Source organism: Cellulomonas olei (assembly GCF_039548315.1).
Lineage (GTDB): Bacteria > Actinomycetota > Actinomycetes > Actinomycetales > Cellulomonadaceae > Cellulomonas.
This window is the reverse complement of the sequence record NZ_JBCLVN010000004.1, coordinates 176,461-195,686: the sequence shown is the minus strand read 5'-3', so window position 1 is coordinate 195,686 and position 19,226 is coordinate 176,461. Positions and strand designations below refer to the sequence as shown.

At 75.3% G+C, this 19,226-nt stretch carries 18 protein-coding genes; 4 read left to right on the top strand and 14 right to left on the bottom strand.

The window, feature by feature from the left end:
* Positions 1-87 precede the first annotated feature (87 nt).
* Positions 88-1,155, bottom strand: a complete 1,068-nt coding sequence (locus AAHH18_RS02380; protein WP_343300418.1) for an Rv2578c family radical SAM protein — start codon at positions 1,153-1,155, stop codon at positions 88-90.
* A gap of 103 nt (positions 1,156-1,258) precedes the next feature.
* Here AAHH18_RS02380 and AAHH18_RS02375 point away from each other — a divergent pair, with 103 nt between their 5' ends.
* Positions 1,259-1,783, top strand: a complete 525-nt coding sequence (locus tag AAHH18_RS02375) for a TspO/MBR family protein (protein ID WP_343300417.1) — start codon at positions 1,259-1,261, stop codon at positions 1,781-1,783.
* Between the two features lie 56 nt (positions 1,784-1,839).
* Here AAHH18_RS02375 and hisS read toward each other — a convergent pair whose 3' ends face one another.
* Positions 1,840-3,210: a histidine--tRNA ligase gene (gene hisS, locus AAHH18_RS02370; RefSeq protein ID WP_343300416.1), complete on the bottom strand. Its 1,371-nt coding sequence runs from the start codon at positions 3,208-3,210 to the stop codon at positions 1,840-1,842.
* 5 nt (positions 3,211-3,215) lie between these two features.
* Positions 3,216-3,917, bottom strand: coding sequence for an MBL fold metallo-hydrolase (locus AAHH18_RS02365; protein WP_343300415.1), 702 nt, complete (start codon positions 3,915-3,917; stop codon positions 3,216-3,218).
* 151 nt (positions 3,918-4,068) lie between these two features.
* On the opposite strand from AAHH18_RS02365, the gene AAHH18_RS02360 reads away from it, so the two are divergent.
* The 3 genes from AAHH18_RS02360 to AAHH18_RS02350 all read left to right on the top strand — a co-directional run bounded on the left by AAHH18_RS02360 (position 4,069) and on the right by AAHH18_RS02350 (position 7,410).
* A complete protein-coding gene (locus AAHH18_RS02360) occupies positions 4,069-4,845 on the top strand; it encodes a peptidylprolyl isomerase (protein WP_283320245.1) in 777 nt (258 codons plus the stop codon).
* The gene (locus AAHH18_RS02355; protein WP_343300414.1) at positions 4,842-6,686 is read left to right on the top strand and encodes a DUF349 domain-containing protein; all 1,845 of its coding nucleotides are present in this window, start codon (positions 4,842-4,844) and stop codon (positions 6,684-6,686) included. The genes AAHH18_RS02360 and AAHH18_RS02355 overlap by 4 nt, the downstream gene beginning before the upstream one ends.
* 64 nt (positions 6,687-6,750) lie before the next feature.
* Positions 6,751-7,410, top strand: coding sequence for a hypothetical protein (locus tag AAHH18_RS02350; RefSeq protein WP_343300413.1), 660 nt, complete (start codon positions 6,751-6,753; stop codon positions 7,408-7,410).
* Here AAHH18_RS02350 and AAHH18_RS02345 read toward each other — a convergent pair.
* The 11 genes from AAHH18_RS02345 to AAHH18_RS02295 all read right to left on the bottom strand — a co-directional run bounded on the left by AAHH18_RS02345 (position 7,362) and on the right by AAHH18_RS02295 (position 19,215).
* Positions 7,362-9,686, bottom strand: a complete 2,325-nt coding sequence (locus tag AAHH18_RS02345; RefSeq protein WP_283320242.1) for a RelA/SpoT family protein — start codon at positions 9,684-9,686, stop codon at positions 7,362-7,364. The genes AAHH18_RS02350 and AAHH18_RS02345 overlap by 49 nt on opposite strands.
* A gap of 143 nt (positions 9,687-9,829) precedes the next feature.
* Positions 9,830-10,393 carry an adenine phosphoribosyltransferase gene (locus tag AAHH18_RS02340; protein WP_343300412.1) on the bottom strand — a complete coding sequence of 188 codons (564 nt, stop codon included), beginning with the start codon at positions 10,391-10,393 and terminating at the stop codon, positions 9,830-9,832.
* The gene (secF, locus tag AAHH18_RS02335) at positions 10,390-11,493 is read right to left on the bottom strand and encodes a protein translocase subunit SecF (RefSeq protein WP_343300411.1); all 1,104 of its coding nucleotides are present in this window, start codon (positions 11,491-11,493) and stop codon (positions 10,390-10,392) included. The genes AAHH18_RS02340 and secF overlap by 4 nt, the downstream gene beginning before the upstream one ends.
* Positions 11,493-13,436 (bottom strand): protein translocase subunit SecD, encoded by a 1,944-nt coding sequence (gene secD / locus AAHH18_RS02330; RefSeq protein WP_343300410.1) that lies wholly within the window; start codon positions 13,434-13,436, stop codon positions 11,493-11,495. Before secD ends, secF begins: the two co-directional genes overlap by 1 nt.
* Positions 13,437-13,523: 87 nt before the next feature.
* Positions 13,524-13,937, bottom strand: a complete 414-nt coding sequence (gene yajC / locus AAHH18_RS02325; RefSeq protein ID WP_283320238.1) for a preprotein translocase subunit YajC — start codon at positions 13,935-13,937, stop codon at positions 13,524-13,526.
* 95 nt (positions 13,938-14,032) lie between these two features.
* A complete protein-coding gene (gene ruvB / locus AAHH18_RS02320) occupies positions 14,033-15,058 on the bottom strand; it encodes a Holliday junction branch migration DNA helicase RuvB (RefSeq protein WP_343300409.1) in 1,026 nt (341 codons plus the stop codon).
* Complete coding sequence (ruvA, locus tag AAHH18_RS02315) at positions 15,051-15,671, bottom strand: Holliday junction branch migration protein RuvA (protein ID WP_343300408.1); 621 nt, start codon at positions 15,669-15,671, stop codon at positions 15,051-15,053. The genes ruvB and ruvA overlap by 8 nt, the downstream gene beginning before the upstream one ends.
* A gap of 108 nt (positions 15,672-15,779) precedes the next feature.
* Positions 15,780-16,349, bottom strand: a complete 570-nt coding sequence (ruvC, locus tag AAHH18_RS02310; protein ID WP_283320235.1) for a crossover junction endodeoxyribonuclease RuvC — start codon at positions 16,347-16,349, stop codon at positions 15,780-15,782.
* A gap of 183 nt (positions 16,350-16,532) precedes the next feature.
* The gene (locus AAHH18_RS02305; RefSeq protein WP_222169484.1) at positions 16,533-17,288 is read right to left on the bottom strand and encodes a YebC/PmpR family DNA-binding transcriptional regulator; all 756 of its coding nucleotides are present in this window, start codon (positions 17,286-17,288) and stop codon (positions 16,533-16,535) included.
* Between the two features lie 84 nt (positions 17,289-17,372).
* Positions 17,373-17,990, bottom strand: a complete 618-nt coding sequence (pdxT, locus tag AAHH18_RS02300) for a pyridoxal 5'-phosphate synthase glutaminase subunit PdxT (protein WP_283320233.1) — start codon at positions 17,988-17,990, stop codon at positions 17,373-17,375.
* Positions 17,991-18,000: 10 nt separating this feature from the next.
* On the bottom strand, positions 18,001-19,215 hold the full coding sequence (locus AAHH18_RS02295) for a pyridoxal phosphate-dependent aminotransferase (RefSeq protein ID WP_343300407.1): 1,215 nt from the start codon (positions 19,213-19,215) through the stop codon (positions 18,001-18,003).
* Between the last annotated feature and the right edge of the window lie 11 nt (positions 19,216-19,226).

Sequence of the window (19,226 nt, the reverse complement as noted above, 5' to 3'; positions counted from 1 at the left end):
CCGGACGCCCGCCGTCCACCGCCGGTGCCGACACCACCCGCCCCGGCGCACCCGGCCGCGCCCGGCCCACCCGGGCCACGGCCGGGCTCAGAAGAGCGCGGGCTGCACCGCGCCCGTCGCACCGCCGGGTGCCATCGCCGCCATCACCGCCTCGGGGCTCTCGGCCGGCCGCGCGCGCCAGGGCGACGGCTCCCCCGCCGCCTCCCCGGGGCCGGGCAGCCCGTGCCGGCGCCGCAGCGGGCGCACCCGGTCGCGCAGCCAGCGGCGGTACTCGTCCGGCACGTACGCGCCGCGGCCGTACAGCCGCTGGTAGCGGGGCACCAGCTCGGGCCGGTGCTCGCGCAGCCACCCGAGCACCAGGGGCCGCACGGGCCCGCGCAGGTGCAACGGGATGACGGTCACCCAGGAGGTGCCGGCCTCGGCCAGGTCGCCCAGCAGGGCGTCGAGGTGCTCGGTCGAGTCGGTCAGCCACGGCAGCACGGGGGCGACCAGCACGCCGCACTCCAGCCCGGCGTCCCGCACCGCGCGGACGAGCGCCAGCCGGGCCCGGGGCGTGGGGGTGCCCGGCTCGAGCGCCTGCTGCAGGCCCTCGTCCCCCACCGCCAGGGACACGGCCACGCTCACGCCGACCTCCGCCTGCGCGGAGGCGAGCAGCGGGAGGTCACGACGCAGCAGCGTCCCCTTGGTCAGCAGCGACAGCGGCGTCCCCGAGCGCGCCAGCGCCTCGATGATGCCCGGCATGAGGGCGTAGCGGCCCTCGGCCCGCTGGTAGGGGTCGGTGTTCGTGCCGAGCGCCACGTGCTCGTTCCGCCACGACGGCCGCCGCAGCTCCGCGGTCAGCACGTCGACCACGTTGGTCTTCACCACGATCTGGGTCTCGAAGTCCGCCCCGGCGTCCAGCCCGAGGTACTCGTGCGTGGGACGCGCGAAGCAGTAGGTGCAGGCGTGCAGGCAGCCCCGCATGGGGTTGACGGTCCACCGGAAGGGCATCGCGGACGACTCCGGCACCTTGTTGAGCGCCGACTTCGCGTGCACCTCGTGGAACGTCACGCCCGCGAACTCGGGCGTGCGCACCGACCGCTGGTGACCCGCCAGCGCGAGCCCGGGCAGCGTCCCGTCCGCCTCCGTCGTGATCTTCTGCCCGTCCCACCGCACCCCACGATTCGAACACGTGTTCGACTCGCTGGCAAGCCCCGCGCCACGTCGTGAGCGGGGCCGTCCGGTTGCCCTGGCGACCGCGCGCACGGACCGTGGAGGCATGACCTCGACGCACCCCGACATCCCCGCCACCACCGGCCGGGACGAGGCGCCCGCCTCCCGCGGCTGGCCCGTGCTCGTCGCGCTGCTGGCGGTGAACGCCGCCGTCGCGTGGGGCGGCGGCCTCGCGTCGACCTCCGCGGTGGACGGCTGGTACGCCGCGGCCGACAAGCCGGCGTGGACCCCGCCGGACTGGGTCTTCGGGCCGGTCTGGACGGTCCTGTACGTGCTCATGGCCGTCGCGGCGTGGCTGCTCTGGCGCCGCCACGGCGCGCACGCCGCCCGCACCGCCCTCGTGCTGTACGGCGTGCAGCTCGCGCTCAACGCCGCGTGGACGCCGGTGTTCTTCGGGGCGCAGCACCTCGGCGCGGGGCTCGCGATCATCCTGGCGCTGGAGGTCGCGCTGGTGGCGACCGTCGTCGCGTTCCACCGGCTCTCCCCGGCCGTGGCGTGGCTGCTCGGCCCGTACCTGGCGTGGGTGCTCTACGCGACGACGCTCAACGCGGGCGTGCTCGCGCTCGCCTGAGCACCGGGGCCCGGGGCGGCCCGGACCGCGTGACCCGGGCCGTGACCGCGCCGGCCTCAGCCCTCCGCGGGGACGACGCGCGGGTGCAGGTCGTCAGCAGGGGGCGCCCAGACCGCCGGGTCGGCGTCGACCTGCTCCCCGGACCGGATGTCCTTGACCTGGTCCGCGGCGCCGTCCTCGGTCGCGGGGAACCACACGAACGGGATCCCGCGCCGGTCGGCGTGCCGGATCTGCTTGCCGAACTTCGCGGCCGTCGGCGCGACCTCCACCGGGATCCCCCGGGCCCGCAGCGCCGTCGCGACCGCGTCGGACGCCGACCGCGTCTCCTCGGACGTCACCGCGACGAGCACGGCCGCCGGGACGCCGCGCGTGGCGCGCACGAGCCCCCCGGTCAGCAGGCGGGACACGAGCCGGGACACGCCGATCGACAGGCCGACGCCCGGGTAGGTCTGCTTGCCGTCGGACGCGAGCGTGTCGTACCGGCCGCCGGAGCAGATCGACCCGAGCTGCTCGTGCCCCACTAGCACCGTCTCGTAGACGGACCCGGTGTAGTAGTCCAGGCCGCGGGCGATCTTGAGGTCGGCCACGACGACGCCGGGCGCGCGGACCGCGGCGGCCTCGACGAGCTGACGCAGCTCGGCCAGGCCCTGCTCCATGAGCTCGGACTCCACGCCGTGCCGTGCCGCGAGCTCCCGCACCCGGTCGACCACCCCGGCGTCGCCGCCGGAGATGCCCGCGAGCTCGAGGCACGCGCGGGCCTGGTCCGCGGTCGCGCCCGCCTCGGCGACGAGCAGCCCGGCGACGGCGTCGGGCCCGACCTTGTCGAGCTTGTCGATGCTGCGCAGCACCGCGTCGACGTCCGTCAGGCCGAGCCCGCGGTAGAAGCCCTCGGCGACGCGGCGGTTGTTGACGAGGATGCGCACCGGCGGCACGCCGATCTCGCGCAGCGCGCCGAGCGCCTCCGCCATGACGAGCGGCAGGTCGACCTCGTAGTGGTAGGGCAGCTCCCCCGCGCCGACGACGTCGATGTCCGCCTGCACGAACTCGCGGAACCGGCCGTCCTGCGGGCGCTCCCCGCGCCAGACCTTCTGGATCTGGTAGCGCTGGAACGGGAACGCGAGGTGCCCGGCGTTCTCCAGCACGTAGCGGGCGAACGGCACGGTCAGGTCGAAGTGCAGGCCGAGCTGCCCGCCGCGGTCGGCGTCCGCCGCGTCGGGCTCCTCCTGGAGCCGGCGCAGCACGTAGACCTCCTTGGAGGTCTCCCCCTTCCGCAGCAGCTGGTCGAGGGGCTCGACCGCCCGCGTCTCGATCCCGGCGAACCCGTGCAGCTCGAACGTGCGCCGCAGGGTGTCGAGGACGTGCTGCTCGACGACGCGACCGTCGGGGAGCCACTCGGGGAAGCCGGACAGGGGGGTGGGGCGTGCCATGCGCGTCATCCTGCCAGGTACGGGTTGTGCGCCAGCTCGACGTCCACGCGGCTCGCGGGGCCGTGGCCGGGCAGCACGTGCGTGCGCGGCGGCAGCGCGGCGACCACCTCCCGCAGCGTCAGGGCCATCGCCGCCGCGTCTCCGCCCGGCAGGTCCGTGCGCCCGACCGTGCCGGCGAACAGCACGTCCCCCGTGAACGCGACCCGCTCCCCGGCGGCCTCCAGCAGGTACAGCGTGGACCCCTCGGTGTGGCCCGGGGCGTGCCGCGCCACCAGGCGCACCCCACCGAGGACCAGCTCCTCGTCCGTCGTGCGCGCACCGTCACCGTCGCCGAACGGCTCGGTCCCGGGACGGGCCCACGCGGTGTCCGCCCCCGCGGCGGAGAGCGCCGCGAGCAGGCCGTCGGCGACGCCGGCCGCCCCCTCGCCCAGCGTGCCCACCGGGTCGTCGAGCCGGTACGCGTCCCGCGCGTGCAGGCGCAGCGGGACGCCCGCCGCGGCCGCGACGCGACCCGCGTCCCACACGTGGTCGGCGTGCCCGTGCGTCGCCAGCACCCCCGCGACGCGCAGGCCGTGCTCGGCCACCGTGCGGGACACGGCACCCGCCACGCCACCGCCCGGGTCGACCACGACGCAGCTCCCGTCGTCCGCCGCGACGACGTAGCAGGTGGCCGCGAACACCGGGGCCGTCAGGGGGAAGATCCGCACGGGGTCACGCTAGCGCCGCCGCACCGCCCCGCCACGGGCCGGTGGGCGCACTCGGCCGCAGCCGCGGCTGCCTAGACTGTCGGGCGGGCGCGGGCGTCCTGCGTCCGCGCGCGGGGCGCTGCCCCGGCCGACCGACCGACGAGGAGTGTGCGTGCCGTCCAGCAAGCGCGAGCGCGAGTACGAGCGGCGCCGCTACGAGAAGTGGCAGCAGCGCCAGGCGACGAAGCGTGCCCACCGGCGCCGTCAGCAGGTCGTCGCGGGCGGCGTGGTCGGGGTCCTGGTGCTCGGCCTCGGCGTCGGCGCCGCCCTGGCGCTGACCGGCGGCGACGACGCCCCCGCGCAGGCCGCCGGCACGCCCACCGCGGAGACGACCACCCCGGCCGCGCGCACGGGCAACGGCGGCGTGCTCCCCGACGCCTCGGCCGCGGAGGACCGCGCCTGGACGGGCACGATCAGCACCGACCAGGGCGACATCGGCATCGAGCTGGACGGGCAGGCCGCGCCGCAGGCCGTCGCGAACTTCGTGACCCTCGCGCAGGAGGGCTACTTCGACGGCACCGGCTGCCACCGCCTCACCACGAGCGGCATCTACGTGCTGCAGTGCGGCGACCCGACCGGCACCGGGACGGGCAGCCCGGGCTACGCGTTCGGGCCGATCGAGAACGCCCCGGACGACGACGTCTACCCCGCCGGCACCATCGCGATGGCCCGGCAGTCCGGCGACGGGGAGTCGCAGGGCAGCCAGTTCTTCCTGGTCTACGAGGACTCGACGATCCCGTCGGACCAGGCAGGCGGATACACCGTGTTCGGCCGCATCACGTCGGGCCTCGACGTGGTGCAGGCAGTCGCTGACGCGGGTGTGGCCGGAGGTGCCTCGGACGGCGCCCCGGCGACCCCCGTCACCATCGAGGGAGTGGAGACCCAGTGACCGAGACGCCCGACGCGCAGCAGCACTCGCAGGACGGCGACGACGTCGCCGTCCCCGGGACGCCCGCCGCCGAGACGCCCGAGACGGGCTCCGCCCCCGAGGCCGCGACCGCCGCCCCGGCGGAGGACGACAGCGTGGGCGACGGCACCACCGCGCCCGCCGACGCGGCCCCTGACGCCGACGCGGCAGCGGAGACCGACGCGGCAGCGGAGCCCGACGCGGCCCCTGAGACCGACGCGGCACCCGAGCCCGTCGCAGCCGCCGAGCCCGACGCGGCCACCGAGACCGACGCGGCCACCGAGACCGAGGCGACGACGGCCGAGGAGCCCGCGCCGGAGGAGCCCGCCGCGGACGCTCCCCCGGCTCAGCCCGGGACCGCCGGGGTCTCCCCGGACGCCGAACCCTCCGACGCCCCGGCCGCCGAGGCGCCCGCCCCGGCCGCCGCCACCCCCACCCCGCGACCCGCCCCGCGGCCGCCGCTCCCGAGCGCCTTCAAGCCGCGCCCGCGCCCGGCTGCGGGTGCGACCCCGGCTCCGGCCGCCGCGCCCGTGGTGCCGGTGCCGGTCCCGGACGACTCGGCCGAGGCCGCCGCCGCGACGCAGTTCGGGCGCGTGGACGACGACGGCACCGTGTACGTGCGCGAGGGCGACGGCGAGCGCGCCGTGGGTCAGTTCCCCGGCGCGTCCGCGGACGAGGCGCTCGCGCTGTACGTGCGCCGGTTCCTGGACCTGCAGGCCAAGGTCGCGCTGTTCGAGGCGCGTCTGACGGCCACGGACCTCGCGGTCAAGGAGATCGACCAGACGCTGGCGAAGCTCACCGAGGAGACCGCCGAGCCCGCCGCCGTCGGCGATCTCGACGGCCTGCGCGCCCGGCTCGACGGCTTGCGTGCCGCCGCCGCCGAGCGCCGCGCCGCCGTCGAGGCCGAGCGCGCCGCCGCCCGCCAGGCGGCGCTCGACGCCCGGACCGCGATCGTCGAGCGCGCCGAGAAGATCGCCACCACCGACCCCGCGCGGATGCAGTGGCGCCCGGCCGGCGAGCAGCTCCGCGGCCTGCTGGACGAGTGGAAGGACGCGCAGCGCTCCGGCCCGCGCATCGACCGCACGTCCGAGGAGGCGCTCTGGAAGCGGTTCAGCCACGCGCGCACGACGTTCGACCGGGAGCGGCGGCACTACTTCGCCGAGCTGGAGTCCCGGAACGCCGGCGCGAAGGCCGCCAAGGAGGAGATCGTGCGCGAGGCCGAGCGCCTCGCGTCGAGCACCGACTGGGGCGCCACCGCGGGTGCGTACCGCGACCTCATGGCGCGCTGGAAGGCGTCCGGCCGGGCGAGCCGTGCGGACGACGACGCCCTGTGGGCGCGGTTCCGCGCGGCCCAGGACGCGTTCTTCCACGCCCGCGACGAGGTGAACGCCGCCACGGACCGGGAGTTCCGCGCGAACCTCGAGGTCAAGGAGGCGCTGCTCGTCGAGGCCGAGACCATCGACCCGGCGAAGGGCCTCGGCCAGGCGAAGGCCGCGCTGCGCTCGATCCAGGACCGGTGGGAGGCGGCCGGCAAGGTCCCGCGCGCCGACATCCAGCGCGTCGAGGCCCGGCTGCGTGCCGTCGAGGCGCGCGTCAGGGACGCCGACCAGGCCGAGTGGCGCCGGACCAACCCGGAGACGCGTGCACGCGCCGAGGGTGCCGCCGCCCAGCTCGAGAACGCGATCGCGCAGCTCGAGGCCGACCTCGCGAAGGCGCAGGCGGGTGGCGACAGCCGCAAGGTCGCCGAGGCGCAGGCCGCCCTCGACGCCCGCCGCTCGTGGCTGGAGCAGGTGCAGCGGGCCGCGCAGGACTCGCGGGGCTGACGCCCGTCCACAGGATGCCGGTCGCCCCTCGACGTGCACGGGGGCGACCGGCATCCTGCGTCGGGTGACCCCGTACGCCCCCGACGTCCCGCAGGCCCACGACGCGCCCGCCGGCGCCACGCCCGGCCCCGCGCACGCACCCGCCCGCCTCGTCCACCCCGCCGCGCTCGCCGCTGCGCCGGGGCCGGTGAGCCGGGCCGACCTGGGCGACGTGGCGTGGCAGGTGCTGCTGCGCGACGGCGACCTCGTGCGGCTGCGCGGCGACGTGGCGCTCCCACGGGGCGTCGCGGAGACGCCGGCCCTGCGCGCCGCCGCGCTCGCGCCGGAGGTCGCCCGCCGGGACGTCGTGGCGCGGGTCGCCGCCGCCTGGGTCCACCTCGGCGGCCCGCCGCCGCCGCGCGCCGTGGTGATGGACGGCGCCGCGCTCGGGCCGCGGGACGTCGTCCGGCTCGGCGGCGTCCTGGTCACGTCGCCGGCGCGGACCGCCGTCGACCTGCTGCGCCGGGACGCCCCGGACGTGGTCCACGCGCTGCTGCCGGGGCTGCTGCGCGCGGGGGTGGACGCCGCACGGCTCCGGACCCGGCTCGCCGCCGCGTCGGGCCACCGCGGGGTCGACCGCGGGCTGGCGCTGCTGGGCGAGGTCGTCCGCGCGACCGCCTCCGGGTCGCTCCCGGGTCAGGCGTCGACGGCCGGCTGCTCCGCCTTGGCGCCGGTGATGCGGTAGACGTCGAACACGCCCTCCACCTTCCGCACCGCGGCGAGCACCGAGGCGAGGTGCGACGGCTCGGCCATCTCGAACACGAACCGGGACTGCGCGACCCGGTCGCGGGAGGTGGACACCGACGCGGACAGGATGTTGACGTGGTGGTCGGACAGCACCCGGGTCACGTCCGACAGCAGGCGGTTGCGGTCGAGCGCCTCCACCTGGATCTGCACGAGGAACAGCGCGCTGCTCCCCTGGCTCCACTCGACCTCGACCATGCGCTCGGGCTGCATGCGGAGCTGGGCCACGTTGATGCAGTCGGACCGGTGGACGCTGACGCCCTGGCCGCGGGTGACGAACCCGATGATGTCGTCGCCCGGCACCGGCGTGCAGCACTTGGCGAGCTTGACCCAGATGTCCTCCACGCCCTTGACCACGACGCCCGGGTCGCCGGTCCGGACGCGCCGCGCGGTCTGGCCCGGTCGGGCGACCTCGGCGATGTCCTCCTCGGCACCCGGCTCGCCGCCCATGGCGTGCACGAGCCGCTGCACGACGGTCGCCGCGGAGACCTGTCCCTCGCCGATGGCCGCGTACAGCGCGGAGACGTCGGCGTAGCGCATCTCGTTCGCGAGCGTGACGAGCGACTCGTGGGACAGCAGACGCTGGATCGGGAGGTTCTGCTTGCGCATCGCCTTCGCGATCGCGTCCTTGCCGTGCTCGATCGCCTCCTCGCGCCGCTCCTTGGTGAACCACTGGCGGATCTTGTTGCGCGCGCGGGGGCTGGTGACGAAGCCCAGCCAGTCGCGGGACGGGCCGGCGGTCTCCGACTTCGACGTGAAGACCTCGACGACGTCGCCGTTCTCCAGCGTGGAGTCGAGCGGCACGAGCCGGCCGTTGACGCGGGCGCCCATCGTGCGGTGCCCGACCTCCGTGTGCACGGCGTACGCGAAGTCCACCGGCGTCGCGCCGGCGGGCAGCGACATGACGTCACCCTTGGGCGTGAAGACGTAGACCTCGCCGTCCGCGATCTCGAACCGCAGCGAGTCGAGGAACTCCGACGGGTCGGCCGTCTCCTTCTGCCAGTCGACGAGCTGACGGAGCCACGCCATGTCGTTGCCGTCGGTGTCCGTGCCGCCGGCGTTCTTGGCGTTCTCCTTGTACTTCCAGTGCGCGGCGACGCCGTACTCCGCCCGGCGGTGCATGTCGTGCGTGCGGATCTGGATCTCCACCGGCTTGCCGCCCGGGCCGATCACCGTGGTGTGCAGCGACTGGTACAGGTTGAACTTCGGCATCGCGATGTAGTCCTTGAACCGGCCCGGCACCGGGTTCCACCGCGCGTGCAGCGCGCCGAGCGCCGCGTAGCAGTCCCGCACCGTGTCGACCAGGACGCGCACGCCCACCAGGTCGTAGATGTCGGCGAAGTCACGGCCCCGCACGATCATCTTCTGGTAGATCGAGTAGTAGTGCTTCGGCCGGCCGGTCACGGTCGCGCGGATCTTCGCGCTGCGCAGGTCGGCCCCGACCTGCTCCCGGACGACGGCCAGGTACTCCTCGCGCGCCGGGGCCCGCTCCGCGACCAGGTGGACGATCTCGTCGTAGACCTTGGGGTACAGCGTCTGGAACGAGAGGTCCTCGAGCTCCCACTTGATCGTGTTCATGCCCAGCCGGTGCGCGAGCGGGGCGTAGATCTCGAGCGTCTCGCGCGCCTTCTTCTCCGCGGAGGCGGCCGGGACGAACTTCCACGTGCGGGCGTTGTGCAGCCGGTCGGCGAGCTTGATGACCAGCACCCGGATGTCGCGCGACATCGCGACGACCATCTTGCGCACGGTCTCGGCCTGCGCCGCGTCGCCGTACGTGACCTTGTCGAGCTTCGTGACGCCGTCGACCAGCATCGCGATCTCGGGGCCGTACTCGGCGCGCAGCTGCTCGAGGGAGTACGAGGTGTCCTCGACCGTGTCGTGCAGCAGCGCGGCGGCGAGCGTCGGCGGCGTCATGCCGAGCTCGGCGAGGATCGTCGCGACCGCGACCGGGTGCGTGATGTAGGGGTCGCCGCTCTTGCGCAGCTGGCCTCGGTGTGCGGCCTCCGCCGTGGCGTACGCGCGCTCCAGCAGCGCGAGGTCCGCCTTCGGGTGGTTGGTCCGCACCGCCTGCAGCAGCGGCTCGATGACCGGCGACTGGCCGACGGCACGACCCTGCCCGAACCGGGCCAGGCGCGAGCGCACGCGGCTGGTGGACCCCGTGCTCGGGGGTGCCTCCGGCCGTGCGTCCGGGACCGACGTCCGTGCCTGGTCCGCCATGCGCGCCTCCCGTGCCGGTCGCCGCCGGCGTCCGCCGGTGCCGTGGTGGCGTCCCGGTCTCGTGCCACCGCCCGGCCGGGGGTCGCCTCGGCCGAGCCGCCTATCCGCACGATTCTACGGCGTCGGCGCGGTGCTGCCGCTCGTCAGCCCACGGCGAGCAGCGCGTCCACGTGGTGACCCGCCAGCCGCGACCGCCCCGGGAGGAACGTGAGGTCCAGGAGGAACGACAGCCCCACCACCTCGGCGCCGCACTCGTGCAGCAGCTCGACGGTCGCCGCGGCGGTGCCGCCGGTCGCCAGCACGTCGTCGACGACGAGCACGCGGGACCCGGCGGGCACCGTGAACGGGTGCAGCTCGACCGACGCCGCGCCGTACTCCAGGGAGTAGTCGCGGCGGGCGGTCGGCCCGGGCAGCTTGCCGGCCTTGCGCACCGGCAGGAACCCGGCGCCCAGCGCGGCGGCGACGGGTGCCGCGAGGATGAAGCCCCGGGCCTCCATGCCGGCCACCAGGTCGACCGGGCCGGGCGCGCGGGCGGCCATCTCCTGGACGACCGCGGCGAACGCCGGGCCGTCCGCCAGCAGCGGGGTGATGTCCTTGAACACGACCCCGGGCGTCGGGTAGTCGGGGACGTCGCGCACCAGCGCGTCGACCCGGTCCACCAGCGCCTGGCCCGTCAGCGTCACGGCGTCCTGCGGGCGGCCGGTCATCGGCGTCCCTTCCTGCGGGGCTGGGCGGCGGGACCCTGGTGCCCGCCGGGGCGGACCTGGCCGGTCGCGCGGGCCACGGCGACCGGCGCACCCTCCGTGCCGGGGGCGTCGGTCGCACCGGCCGCGCGGGCGCGGGCGGCCAGCACCTTCGCGGTGTGCTCGCGGATCGGCTGCTCGCGCACCCGCAGGGCGACCTCCAGCGGCGTCGCGAGGAACACCGACGAGAACGCCCCGACGATCATGCCGACGAACAGCGCCAGCGCGATGTCCCGCAGGGTGCCGGCACCGAGCACGAACGCCCCGATGAACAGGATGCCCGCGACCGGCAGCAGCGCCACGACGGAGGTGTTGATCGACCGGACCAGCGTCTGGTTCACGGCCAGGTTCGCGCGCTCGGCGTAGGTCGCGCGGGTCTGGTCGAGCACGCCGGTGGTGTTCTCGCGCACCTTGTCGAAGACCACGACGGTGTCGTAGATCGAGTACGCGAGGATCGTGAGGAACCCGATCACGGTGGCCGGCGTGACCTCCCAGCCGACGGCGGCGTACACGCCGACCGTCACGATCAGGTCGTGGAACAGCGCGATGATCGCCGCGACCGCCATCCGCCAGTTGCGGAAGTAGACCGTCAGCACGAGCGCGACGAGCACGAGGAAGACCACGAGGCTGATCGCGGCCTTCTGCGACACGTCCTTGCCCCACGTCGGGCCGATGAACGAGCTCGCGACGTCGTCCTCCGTGACGCCGTACGCCTCCTCGAGCGCGGTCCGGACCTGGTCGACCTGGTCGTTGGTCAGCTCGGTCGTCTGGATCCGGATGGACGACGACCCGACGTTCGTGACACGGGGCACCTCCTCCGGCGCGACCTCGGCGACCGCGTCCATCGCAGGCTGCTGGTCGGACGTCGCGGCGTTCGAGACCGTGAACTCGGACCCGCCCCGGAACTCGATGCCGGGCTGCAGCCCCGGCTTGACCAGGAACACGGCCGACAGGAGCACCAGGACCGCGGAGATCGTGAACCACACGCGGCGGCGCCCGACGATGTCGTACGAGCGGCGGCCGGTGTACAGGTCGTTGCCCCACTGGGCGAAGTTGACGGCCATCAGGCGTCGCTCCCCTCGGTCCGTCGTGCGTCGCCCTGCCCGGCGGGGCCGGTGCCGCCCGGGCTGTCCTGCGGCGGCGCGTCCGGCGGGGCGTCACCCGCCTGCGCGTCCTGCGCCGCCTGCTGGGCGGCGCGGGCGGCCGCCCGCCGCTCGGCGATCGTGCCGCCGGGGGCCGTGGGCGTGGCCACGAGCGTCGAGGTGGCGGCCGGGCGCGTCAGCCCGGCCCGCTCGGCGTCCGGGGTGCCGGCGTCGGCCGCGGGCTCGGTGCGCGGACCGCGCGCCACCCGGCCGCGGCCCACGTACCGGGACTGGTCCGGGGCGCCGAGGCGGCGCGGGTCGAGCCCGGAGAACCGGTGGCCGCTCGCGAAGAACCGCGTCTTCGCGATGAGCAGCATCACCGGGTGGGTGAACGTGAAGACGATGAGCAGGTCGAGCAGCGTCGTCAGCCCGAGCGTGAACGCGAAGCCGCGCACCGAGCCGACCGCGAGGAAGTAGAGCACCACGGCGGCCAGGAAGTTCACGGCGTCGGACGCCAGGATGGTCCGCCGCGCGCGCTCCCACCCGCGGTCGACCGCCGCCACGAGGGTGCGGCCCTCGCGCAGCTCGTCGCGGATGCGCTCGAAGTACACGATGAACGAGTCCGCCGTGATGCCGATTGCCACGATCAGGCCGGCGACGCCGGGCAGCGACAGGCGGTACCCCTGCGTCCACGACAGCAGCGTGATGACGCCGTAGGTCAGGACCGCCGCGATCACCAGCGAGGCGACGGTCACCAGGCCGAGGGCGCGGTACTGGAACAGCGAGTACACGACCACGAGCAGCAGGCCGATGAGGCCCGCGATGAGGCCCTTCTCGAGCTGCTCGGAGCCGAGCGTCGCGGAGATCTGCTCCTGGCTCTGCACCTCGAACGTGAGCGGCAGCGCGCCGAACTTCAGCTGGTTCGCCAGGCCCGTCGCGGTGTCGCGGGTGAACGAGCCCGAGATCTGCGCCTTGCCGTCCGAGATGACGACGCCGGGGTCGAGGGACGGCGCCGAGATCACCAGGCCGTCGAGCACGATGCCGAACTGGTTCTGCGGCGAGGTCAGGCCCTGCAGCCGCTCCGTGACGGCCGCGAACTCCTTGGTCCCCTGCCCGTCGAACTCGAGGTCGACGACCCACTCGTTCGTGACGGTGCCGTTCTGGTTGACCCGCAGGCCCGAGGACGCGTTCGCGATGCTCGAGCCCTGGATCTCCACCGGCCCGAGGATGTACTTCAGCGTGCCGTCCGGGTCGCAGGTGACGAGCGCCTTGTCGGCGTCGCCCGACTTCCCGCCCGTGAGGTTCGCGGGGTCGGTGCAGTCGAGCTCGTCGAACCGCGCCTGCACGGCCGGGGTGATGTAGTACTCGGCGTCGCTCGGGGAGTCCGGGGCGTCCTTGGTCGGCTCGTCCGACGGCTCCTCGGCGTCGCTGCCGGCCGCCGCGTCGTCGGCCGCCGCGTCGTCCGCGGCCGCCGTGGCGCCGTCCGTCGGGGCCGCCGACGGGTCGGCCGTCGCGGCGGCGGTCGGCTGCGGGCCGGCGTACGTCAGGACCGGCCGGAACTCCATCTGGGCGGACGTGCGCACCAGGTCGAGCGTCTCCTCGCTCGGCCGACCCGGCAGGGCCACGACGATGTTGGACCCGCCCTGGCTCGTGATCTCCGCCTCGGCGACACCCGAGGAGTCGACGCGCTGCCGGATCACCTGGATCGCCTGGTTGATGGTCTCTTGCGTGACCTGCGACTCGTCCTCGGCGACCGGCGCGAGGATCAGCTGCGTGCCGCCCTCGAGGTCGAGCGCGAGCTTCGGCGTCCACGTGGCGTCGGAGAGGCGCGTGCCCGCGAAGATCGTGGCGAAGACCGCGACGGTCAGGACGGCGAGCGTGATCAGGGTGCGCGCCGGGTGCCGGCGGCGGGTGGGTGGGGCCAACGGATCGTCTTCTCTCGTGCGCGTACCGCCCGCGGGCTGCGGGCGGTACGGGTGGTGGGCGGCCGGCCCGGTGGCCCGGCCCCTCGACTACTGCTGCGGCTTCTTGCGGCCGTCCGGGCCCTCGTCGTCGCGCGGCGGCTGCAGCGAGGACAGGTCGTCCGGCACGTCGATGAGACCCGGCGGCACGGCGCCGGGCTCGTCGCGCCACTCGGCGTCGTCCTCGTCCTCGACCTCGTCCTCCTCGACCGGCGGCTCGACCAGGCGGGCGATCGCGGCCTTGATCCAGCGCGACCGGTTGCCCGGGGTCGACTCGAGCGTCACGACGTCGTCCTCGACCTCGACCACGGTGCCGTACATGCCCGAGCCGGTCATGACCTCCTGGCCCGGCTGCAGGTTGTCCCGGAAGCTCAGCTGCTGGCGCTGGGCCTTCCGCTGCCGGGAGGACAGCAGGAACATCGCCCCGAGCCCGATGGCGAGGATGAGGAGAAACGAGTAGTCCACGGAGAAACAGCTCCTGATCGCGTCTGACGTCGGCCGCAGTCTAGGCGCCACGGTCCCGGGCACCTAACGAGCGGGGACGCCGGCGGGTTCCCCGCTCAGCCGAACAGCGTGTCCGTGGGCGCCGGCGCCGCGAGCCCGAGGTGCGCCCAGGCGTCGGGCGTCGCGACCCGGCCGCGCGGGGTCCGGCCGATCAGGCCCTCGCGGACGAGGAACGGCTCGGCGACGGTCTCGACCGTCTCGGGCTCCTCCCCGACGGCCACCGCGAGCGTCGTCAGGCCGACCGGACCGCCCCCGAAGCGGGTGCACAGCGCGGTGAGCACCGCCCGGTCGAGGCGGTCGAGCCCGCGCACGTCCACCTCGTACACCTCGAGGGCGGCGCGGGCCGCGTCGAGGGAGAGGGTGCCGTCCCCGCGCACCTGCGCCCAGTCCCGCACCCGGCGCAGCAGCCGGTTCGCGATGCGCGGCGTCCCGCGGGAGCGCGACGCGATCTCCGCGGCGGCGTCGTGCGCGAGCGGCACACCCAGCAGCCCGGCCGACCTCAGCAGCACCCGCTCGAGCTCGTCGTCGGCGTAGAAGTCGAGGTGGCCCGTGAAGCCGAACCGGTCCCGCAGCGGCGCGGGCAGCAGGCCGGCGCGCGTGGTCGCGCCCACCACCGTGAACGGCGGCAGCGACAGCGGGATGGCGCTGGCCCCCGCGCCCTTGCCCACGACCACGTCGACGCGGAAGTCCTCCATCGCCACGTACAGCAACTCCTCCGCGGGACGCGCGAGGCGGTGGATCTCGTCGAGGAACAGCACCTCGCCCTCCTCGAGCGAGGACAGGATCGCCGCGAGGTCCCCCGCGTGCTGGATCGCCGGGCCGCTCGTGACGCGCAGCGACGTCCCCAGCTCCGCCGCGATGATCATGGCCAGCGTCGTCTTGCCGAGCCCGGGCGGGCCGGACAGGAGCACGTGGTCCGGTGCGCGCCCCCGGCCGAGAGCCGCCTGCAGCACCAGCGAGAGCTGCTCGCGCACCGCCCGCTGCCCGACGAACTCCGCGAGGTGGCGGGGCCGCAGCGCCGCCTCGGCCGCCCGCTCGAGGTCGTCGGCCTCCGGGCGCACGACGGAGTCCGCGTCAGCCACGCCCACCGCCCAGGGCCCGGAGCGCCGCGCGCAGCACGCCCGCGACCTCGGACTCGGCGACCGGCTCGTCGCCGCCCTCCAGCACACCCGCGACCGCGTCGGCCGCCGCCTTCTGGTTCCAGCCCAGCCCGACCAGCGCCTCGACGACCTGGTCGCGGCGGTCGCCGGGGCGCGCCGCGACCGCCGGGCCGCCCGGGACGCCGACCGCCGCGGGGGCGCCGAGCCGGTCGGCGAGCTCGAGGACGATCCGCTGCGCGCCCTTGTGCCCGATGCCGGGGACCCGCTTGAGGGCCGCGAGGTCCTCGTCCGCGACCGCGCGCCGCAGGCCGTCCGGGGTGTGCACCGCGAGCATCGCCAGCGCGAGCCGGGGCCCGACGCCGCTGACCGTCTGGAGCACCTCGAACACCTCCCGCTCGTCGCCGTCCGCGAACCCGAACAGCGTCAGCGAGTCCTCGCGGACGACGAGCGAGGTGTGCAGCGTGGCCTGCTGGCCGACGCGCAGGCCCGCGAGCGTGGCCGGGGTCGCCTGCACGAGCATGCCGACGCCGCCGACCTCCACCACGGCGGCGTCCAGCCGCACGGCCTGCACCGTCCCGTGCACCGAGGCGATCACACCGGCTCCTTCCCGTCGGACGCCGCGAGGTCGGACGTCGGCGTGCAGTCTGCCACGGCCGTGCGAACACGTGTACGAACGACACGCGCCGCCCCGCCGGACGCGGGGTCAGGCGCGGACGCGGCGCGCCGCCTGCTCCGCCTGCGCCCAGGCCCGCTGCGCGGCGGTGAGCGAGCCCGGCGCCCGCTGCGGCGCGCCGACCGCCCCCGCGGGGCGCCACAGGTGGCAGATCGCCAGCGCCAGCGCGTCGGCGGCGTCGGCCGGGCGCGGCAGCTCGTCGAGGGACAGCAGCCGCTGCACCATCGACTGCACCTGCGGCTTGTCGGCGCGGCCGTTGCCGGTCACCGCGGCCTTGACCTCCGAGGGCGTGTGCATGGCCACCGGGATGCGGCGACGCGCGGCGGCCAGCATCGCGATGCCCGCGACCTGCGCCGTGCCCATGACGGTCCGGACGTTGTGCTGCGCGAACACGCGCTCCACGGCGAGCGCGTCGGGCGCGTGCTCCTCGAGCCACTCGTCGATGCTCGCCGCGATCACCAGCAGGCGCTGGTCGACGTCCTGCGTGGCCGCGCTCTGCGCGACGCCGACGGCGACCATCCGCACCTTCCGGCCGGGCAGCCCGTCGACGACGCCCAGCCCGCACCGGGTCAGGCCGGGGTCCACACCGAGTACGCGCACCCGGCCATCCTCGCAGCCCCCCGACGCGCCGTCCGGATCCGGGCGGGCGGACACGCCCGGCGTGTCGGTGCGTCCGGATCCGTCCGCCGTCCCGGCAGGCGCCCGGACGCGACGACGCCCCGCGGCGCACGGGGCGGGGCGGGGCGTCGTCGGGCGCGCGGCCGCGGGGGCCGCCACGCGGGGTCAGTCGGCGTCGAGCTCCGCCATGACCTCGTCGGAGGCGTCGAAGTTCGCGTAGACGTTCTGCACGTCGTCGGAGTCCTCGAGCGCGTCGATGAGGCGCAGGATCTTGCGGGCGCCCTCGGCGTCCACCTCGATCTGGGTGGCGGGGTAGAACACCACGTCGGCGGAGTCGTACTCGATGCCGGCGTCCTGCAGCGCGGTCCGGACGGGCACCAGGTCGGTGGCCTCGGACAGCACCTCGTACTGGTCGCCCGCGTCGTTGACCTCCTCGGCGCCGGCCTCGAGCACCGCCATCATGACGTCGTCCTCGGTGGTGCCCTCCTTGGGGACCATGACGACGCCCTTGCGCGAGAACAGGTACGACACCGATCCGGGGTCGGCCATCTGCCCGCCGCTGCGCGTGAACGCCACGCGCACGTCGGCGGCCGCGCGGTTGCGGTTGTCGGTGAGGCACTCGACGAGCACCGCGATGCCGCCGGGGCCGTAGCCCTCGTAGAGGATCGTCTGGTAGTCCGCGCCGCCGGCCTCGGCACCGGAGCCGCGCTTGACCGCGCGCTCGATGTTGTCGTTCGGGACCGAGGTCTTCTTGGCCTTCTGGATCGCGTCGTAGAGCGTCGGGTTGCCCGCCGGGTCACCGCCGCCGGTGCGCGCGGCGACCTCGATGTTCTTGATGAGCTTCGCGAAGAGCTTGCCGCGCTTCGCGTCGATCACGGCCTTCTTGTGCTTCGTGGTGGCCCACTTGGAGTGCCCCGACATCGCTTCCCTCTCGTATCCCGCGCCGTCCCTGCGCTCCCCCGGCCGGCGGTGCGGCGCGACCCGGCAGCGGGTCGCGCCCCGCTCTCACAGGGCGTCGCGGACGATCTCGACGAACAGCCGGTGCACCCGCGTGTCCCCCGTCACCTCCGGGTGGAAGGACGTGGCGAGCAACGAGCCCTGGCGCACCGCGACGATCCTACCGGCGGCGGGCCCGGACTCCACGCGGGCCAGGGCGGTGGCGGCGGGTCCGACCTCCTCGACCCAGGGCGCCCGGATGAAGACGGCGTGCACCGGGTCGGTGTCGCTGCCGGGGACGCCGTCGATGCGCAGGTCGGTCTCGAACGAGTCGACCTGCCGGCCGAAGGCATTGCGCCGCACGGTCACGTCGAGCCCGCCCAGGGTCCGCTGCCCGTCGATGCCGCCCTCGATCCGGTCGGCGAGCAGGATCATGCCGGCGCAGGACCCGTACGCCGGCATGCCGCCCGCGAGCCGCTCCCGCACGGGCGCGTCCAGGTCGAACGCGCGCAGCAGCTTGTCGATGGTCGTGGACTCGCCGCCGGGCAGCACGAGGGCGTCGACGGCGTCGAGCTCGGAGGTGCGCCGCACGGGCACGGCCTCGGCACCGCTGCCGCGGAGGGCGGCGAGGTGCTCGCGGACGTCGCCCTGCAGGGCGAGGACACCGATGGTGGGGGAAGCGCTCACGCGCCTCATCCTACGAATCGGCGGTGACTGCTCCGTCCAGCGCCTCGCGCACGGCCGCCGGGACCTCGACGGCCTGCCACGCGTCGACCATGTCGGCCAGGCGGGACAGCCCCTCGAGCAGGGCCGTGCGCTCGCTCGCGAGCGAGACCCGGACCATGCCCTCGCCCCCGGCGCCGAACGCGCTGCCGGGCGAGACGGAGACGTGCCGCTCGTCGAGCAGCCGCAGGGCGAACGCCTCCGAGTCGGTCGTCGCGGCCGAGACGTCGACCATGAGGTAGAACGCCCCGCGCGGCGGCACGGACGGCACGCCGCGCGCGTCGAGCAGCGCCACCGCGGCGTCGCGCCGCTCCCTGTAGGACGCGACCGCGGCGGCGACGTCGTCCTGCGGCCCGGACAGCGCGGCGAGGGCGGCCCGCTGGCTGACGGAGGACGGGCAGGCGACGGTCGCCTCGGCGACCTGGCCGAGCAGGTCGATCACCCCGGGGTCGCGCGAGACGACGTAGCCGAGGCGCCAGCCCGTCATCGCGTACGTCTTGGAGAACGAGAAGAACGTCAGCACGCGGCCGTCGGTGTCGAACGCGGCGGGGCTGGTGTGCGGCTGGTCGAACGTGATGGCCTCGTAGCACTCGTCCGAGAACACCCACAGGTCGTGCTCGCGCGCCAGCTCGACGACGCCCGCGAGCAGCTCGGCCGGGTACATCGCGCCGGTGGGGTTGTTCGGGGAGCAGACCACGACCGCGCGGGTCGCCGGGGTGATCGCCGCCTCGATGTCGGCGAGCGTCGGCACGAACCCGTTCGCGGCCCGTGCCGGGTAGGTGCCGACGCCGACGCCCGCGGCCACGGCGGCCATCCGCCAGTTCGGGAACTCCGGGTCCGGCACGAGGATCTCGTCCCCCGGCCCGGCGAGCGCGTTGATCGCCATGGCGAGCCCGTGCATCGCGCCGTGCGTGACGACGACGTCGGCCGCGGTGACGTCGAGGCCGTTGACGCGGCGCACCTTCTCGGCCAGGGCCTCGCGCAGCTCGGGGCTGCCGGTGCTGGACGTGTAGCCGGTGTGCCCGGCGGCGGCGTCGCGGCCGGCCGCCTCGACGACGTGCGCGGGCGTCGGCACGTCGGGCTCGCCGATCTCCAGCCGGATGGCCTCCGGGTCGCGCATCGCCAGCTCCATGAGCGTGCGGATGCCGCTGCGGTGCATGCGGGTCACAGGGGAGGTCGAGATGGGCACCGGCCGACGAT

Coding starts and splice junctions, on each gene's coding strand:
- AAHH18_RS02340 (WP_343300412.1), bottom strand. CDS start 10,393: ATGACCGGCCGCCCGCAGGACGCCGTGACGCTGACGGGCCAGGCGCTG.
- AAHH18_RS02305 (WP_222169484.1), bottom strand. CDS start 17,288: ATGTCGGGGCACTCCAAGTGGGCCACCACGAAGCACAAGAAGGCCGTG.
- hisS (WP_343300416.1), bottom strand. CDS start 3,210: ATGGCACGCCCCACCCCCCTGTCCGGCTTCCCCGAGTGGCTCCCCGAC.
- AAHH18_RS02345 (WP_283320242.1), bottom strand. CDS start 9,686: ATGGCGGACCAGGCACGGACGTCGGTCCCGGACGCACGGCCGGAGGCA.
- AAHH18_RS02375 (WP_343300417.1), top strand. CDS start 1,259: ATGACCTCGACGCACCCCGACATCCCCGCCACCACCGGCCGGGACGAG.
- secF (WP_343300411.1), bottom strand. CDS start 11,493: ATGGCCGTCAACTTCGCCCAGTGGGGCAACGACCTGTACACCGGCCGC.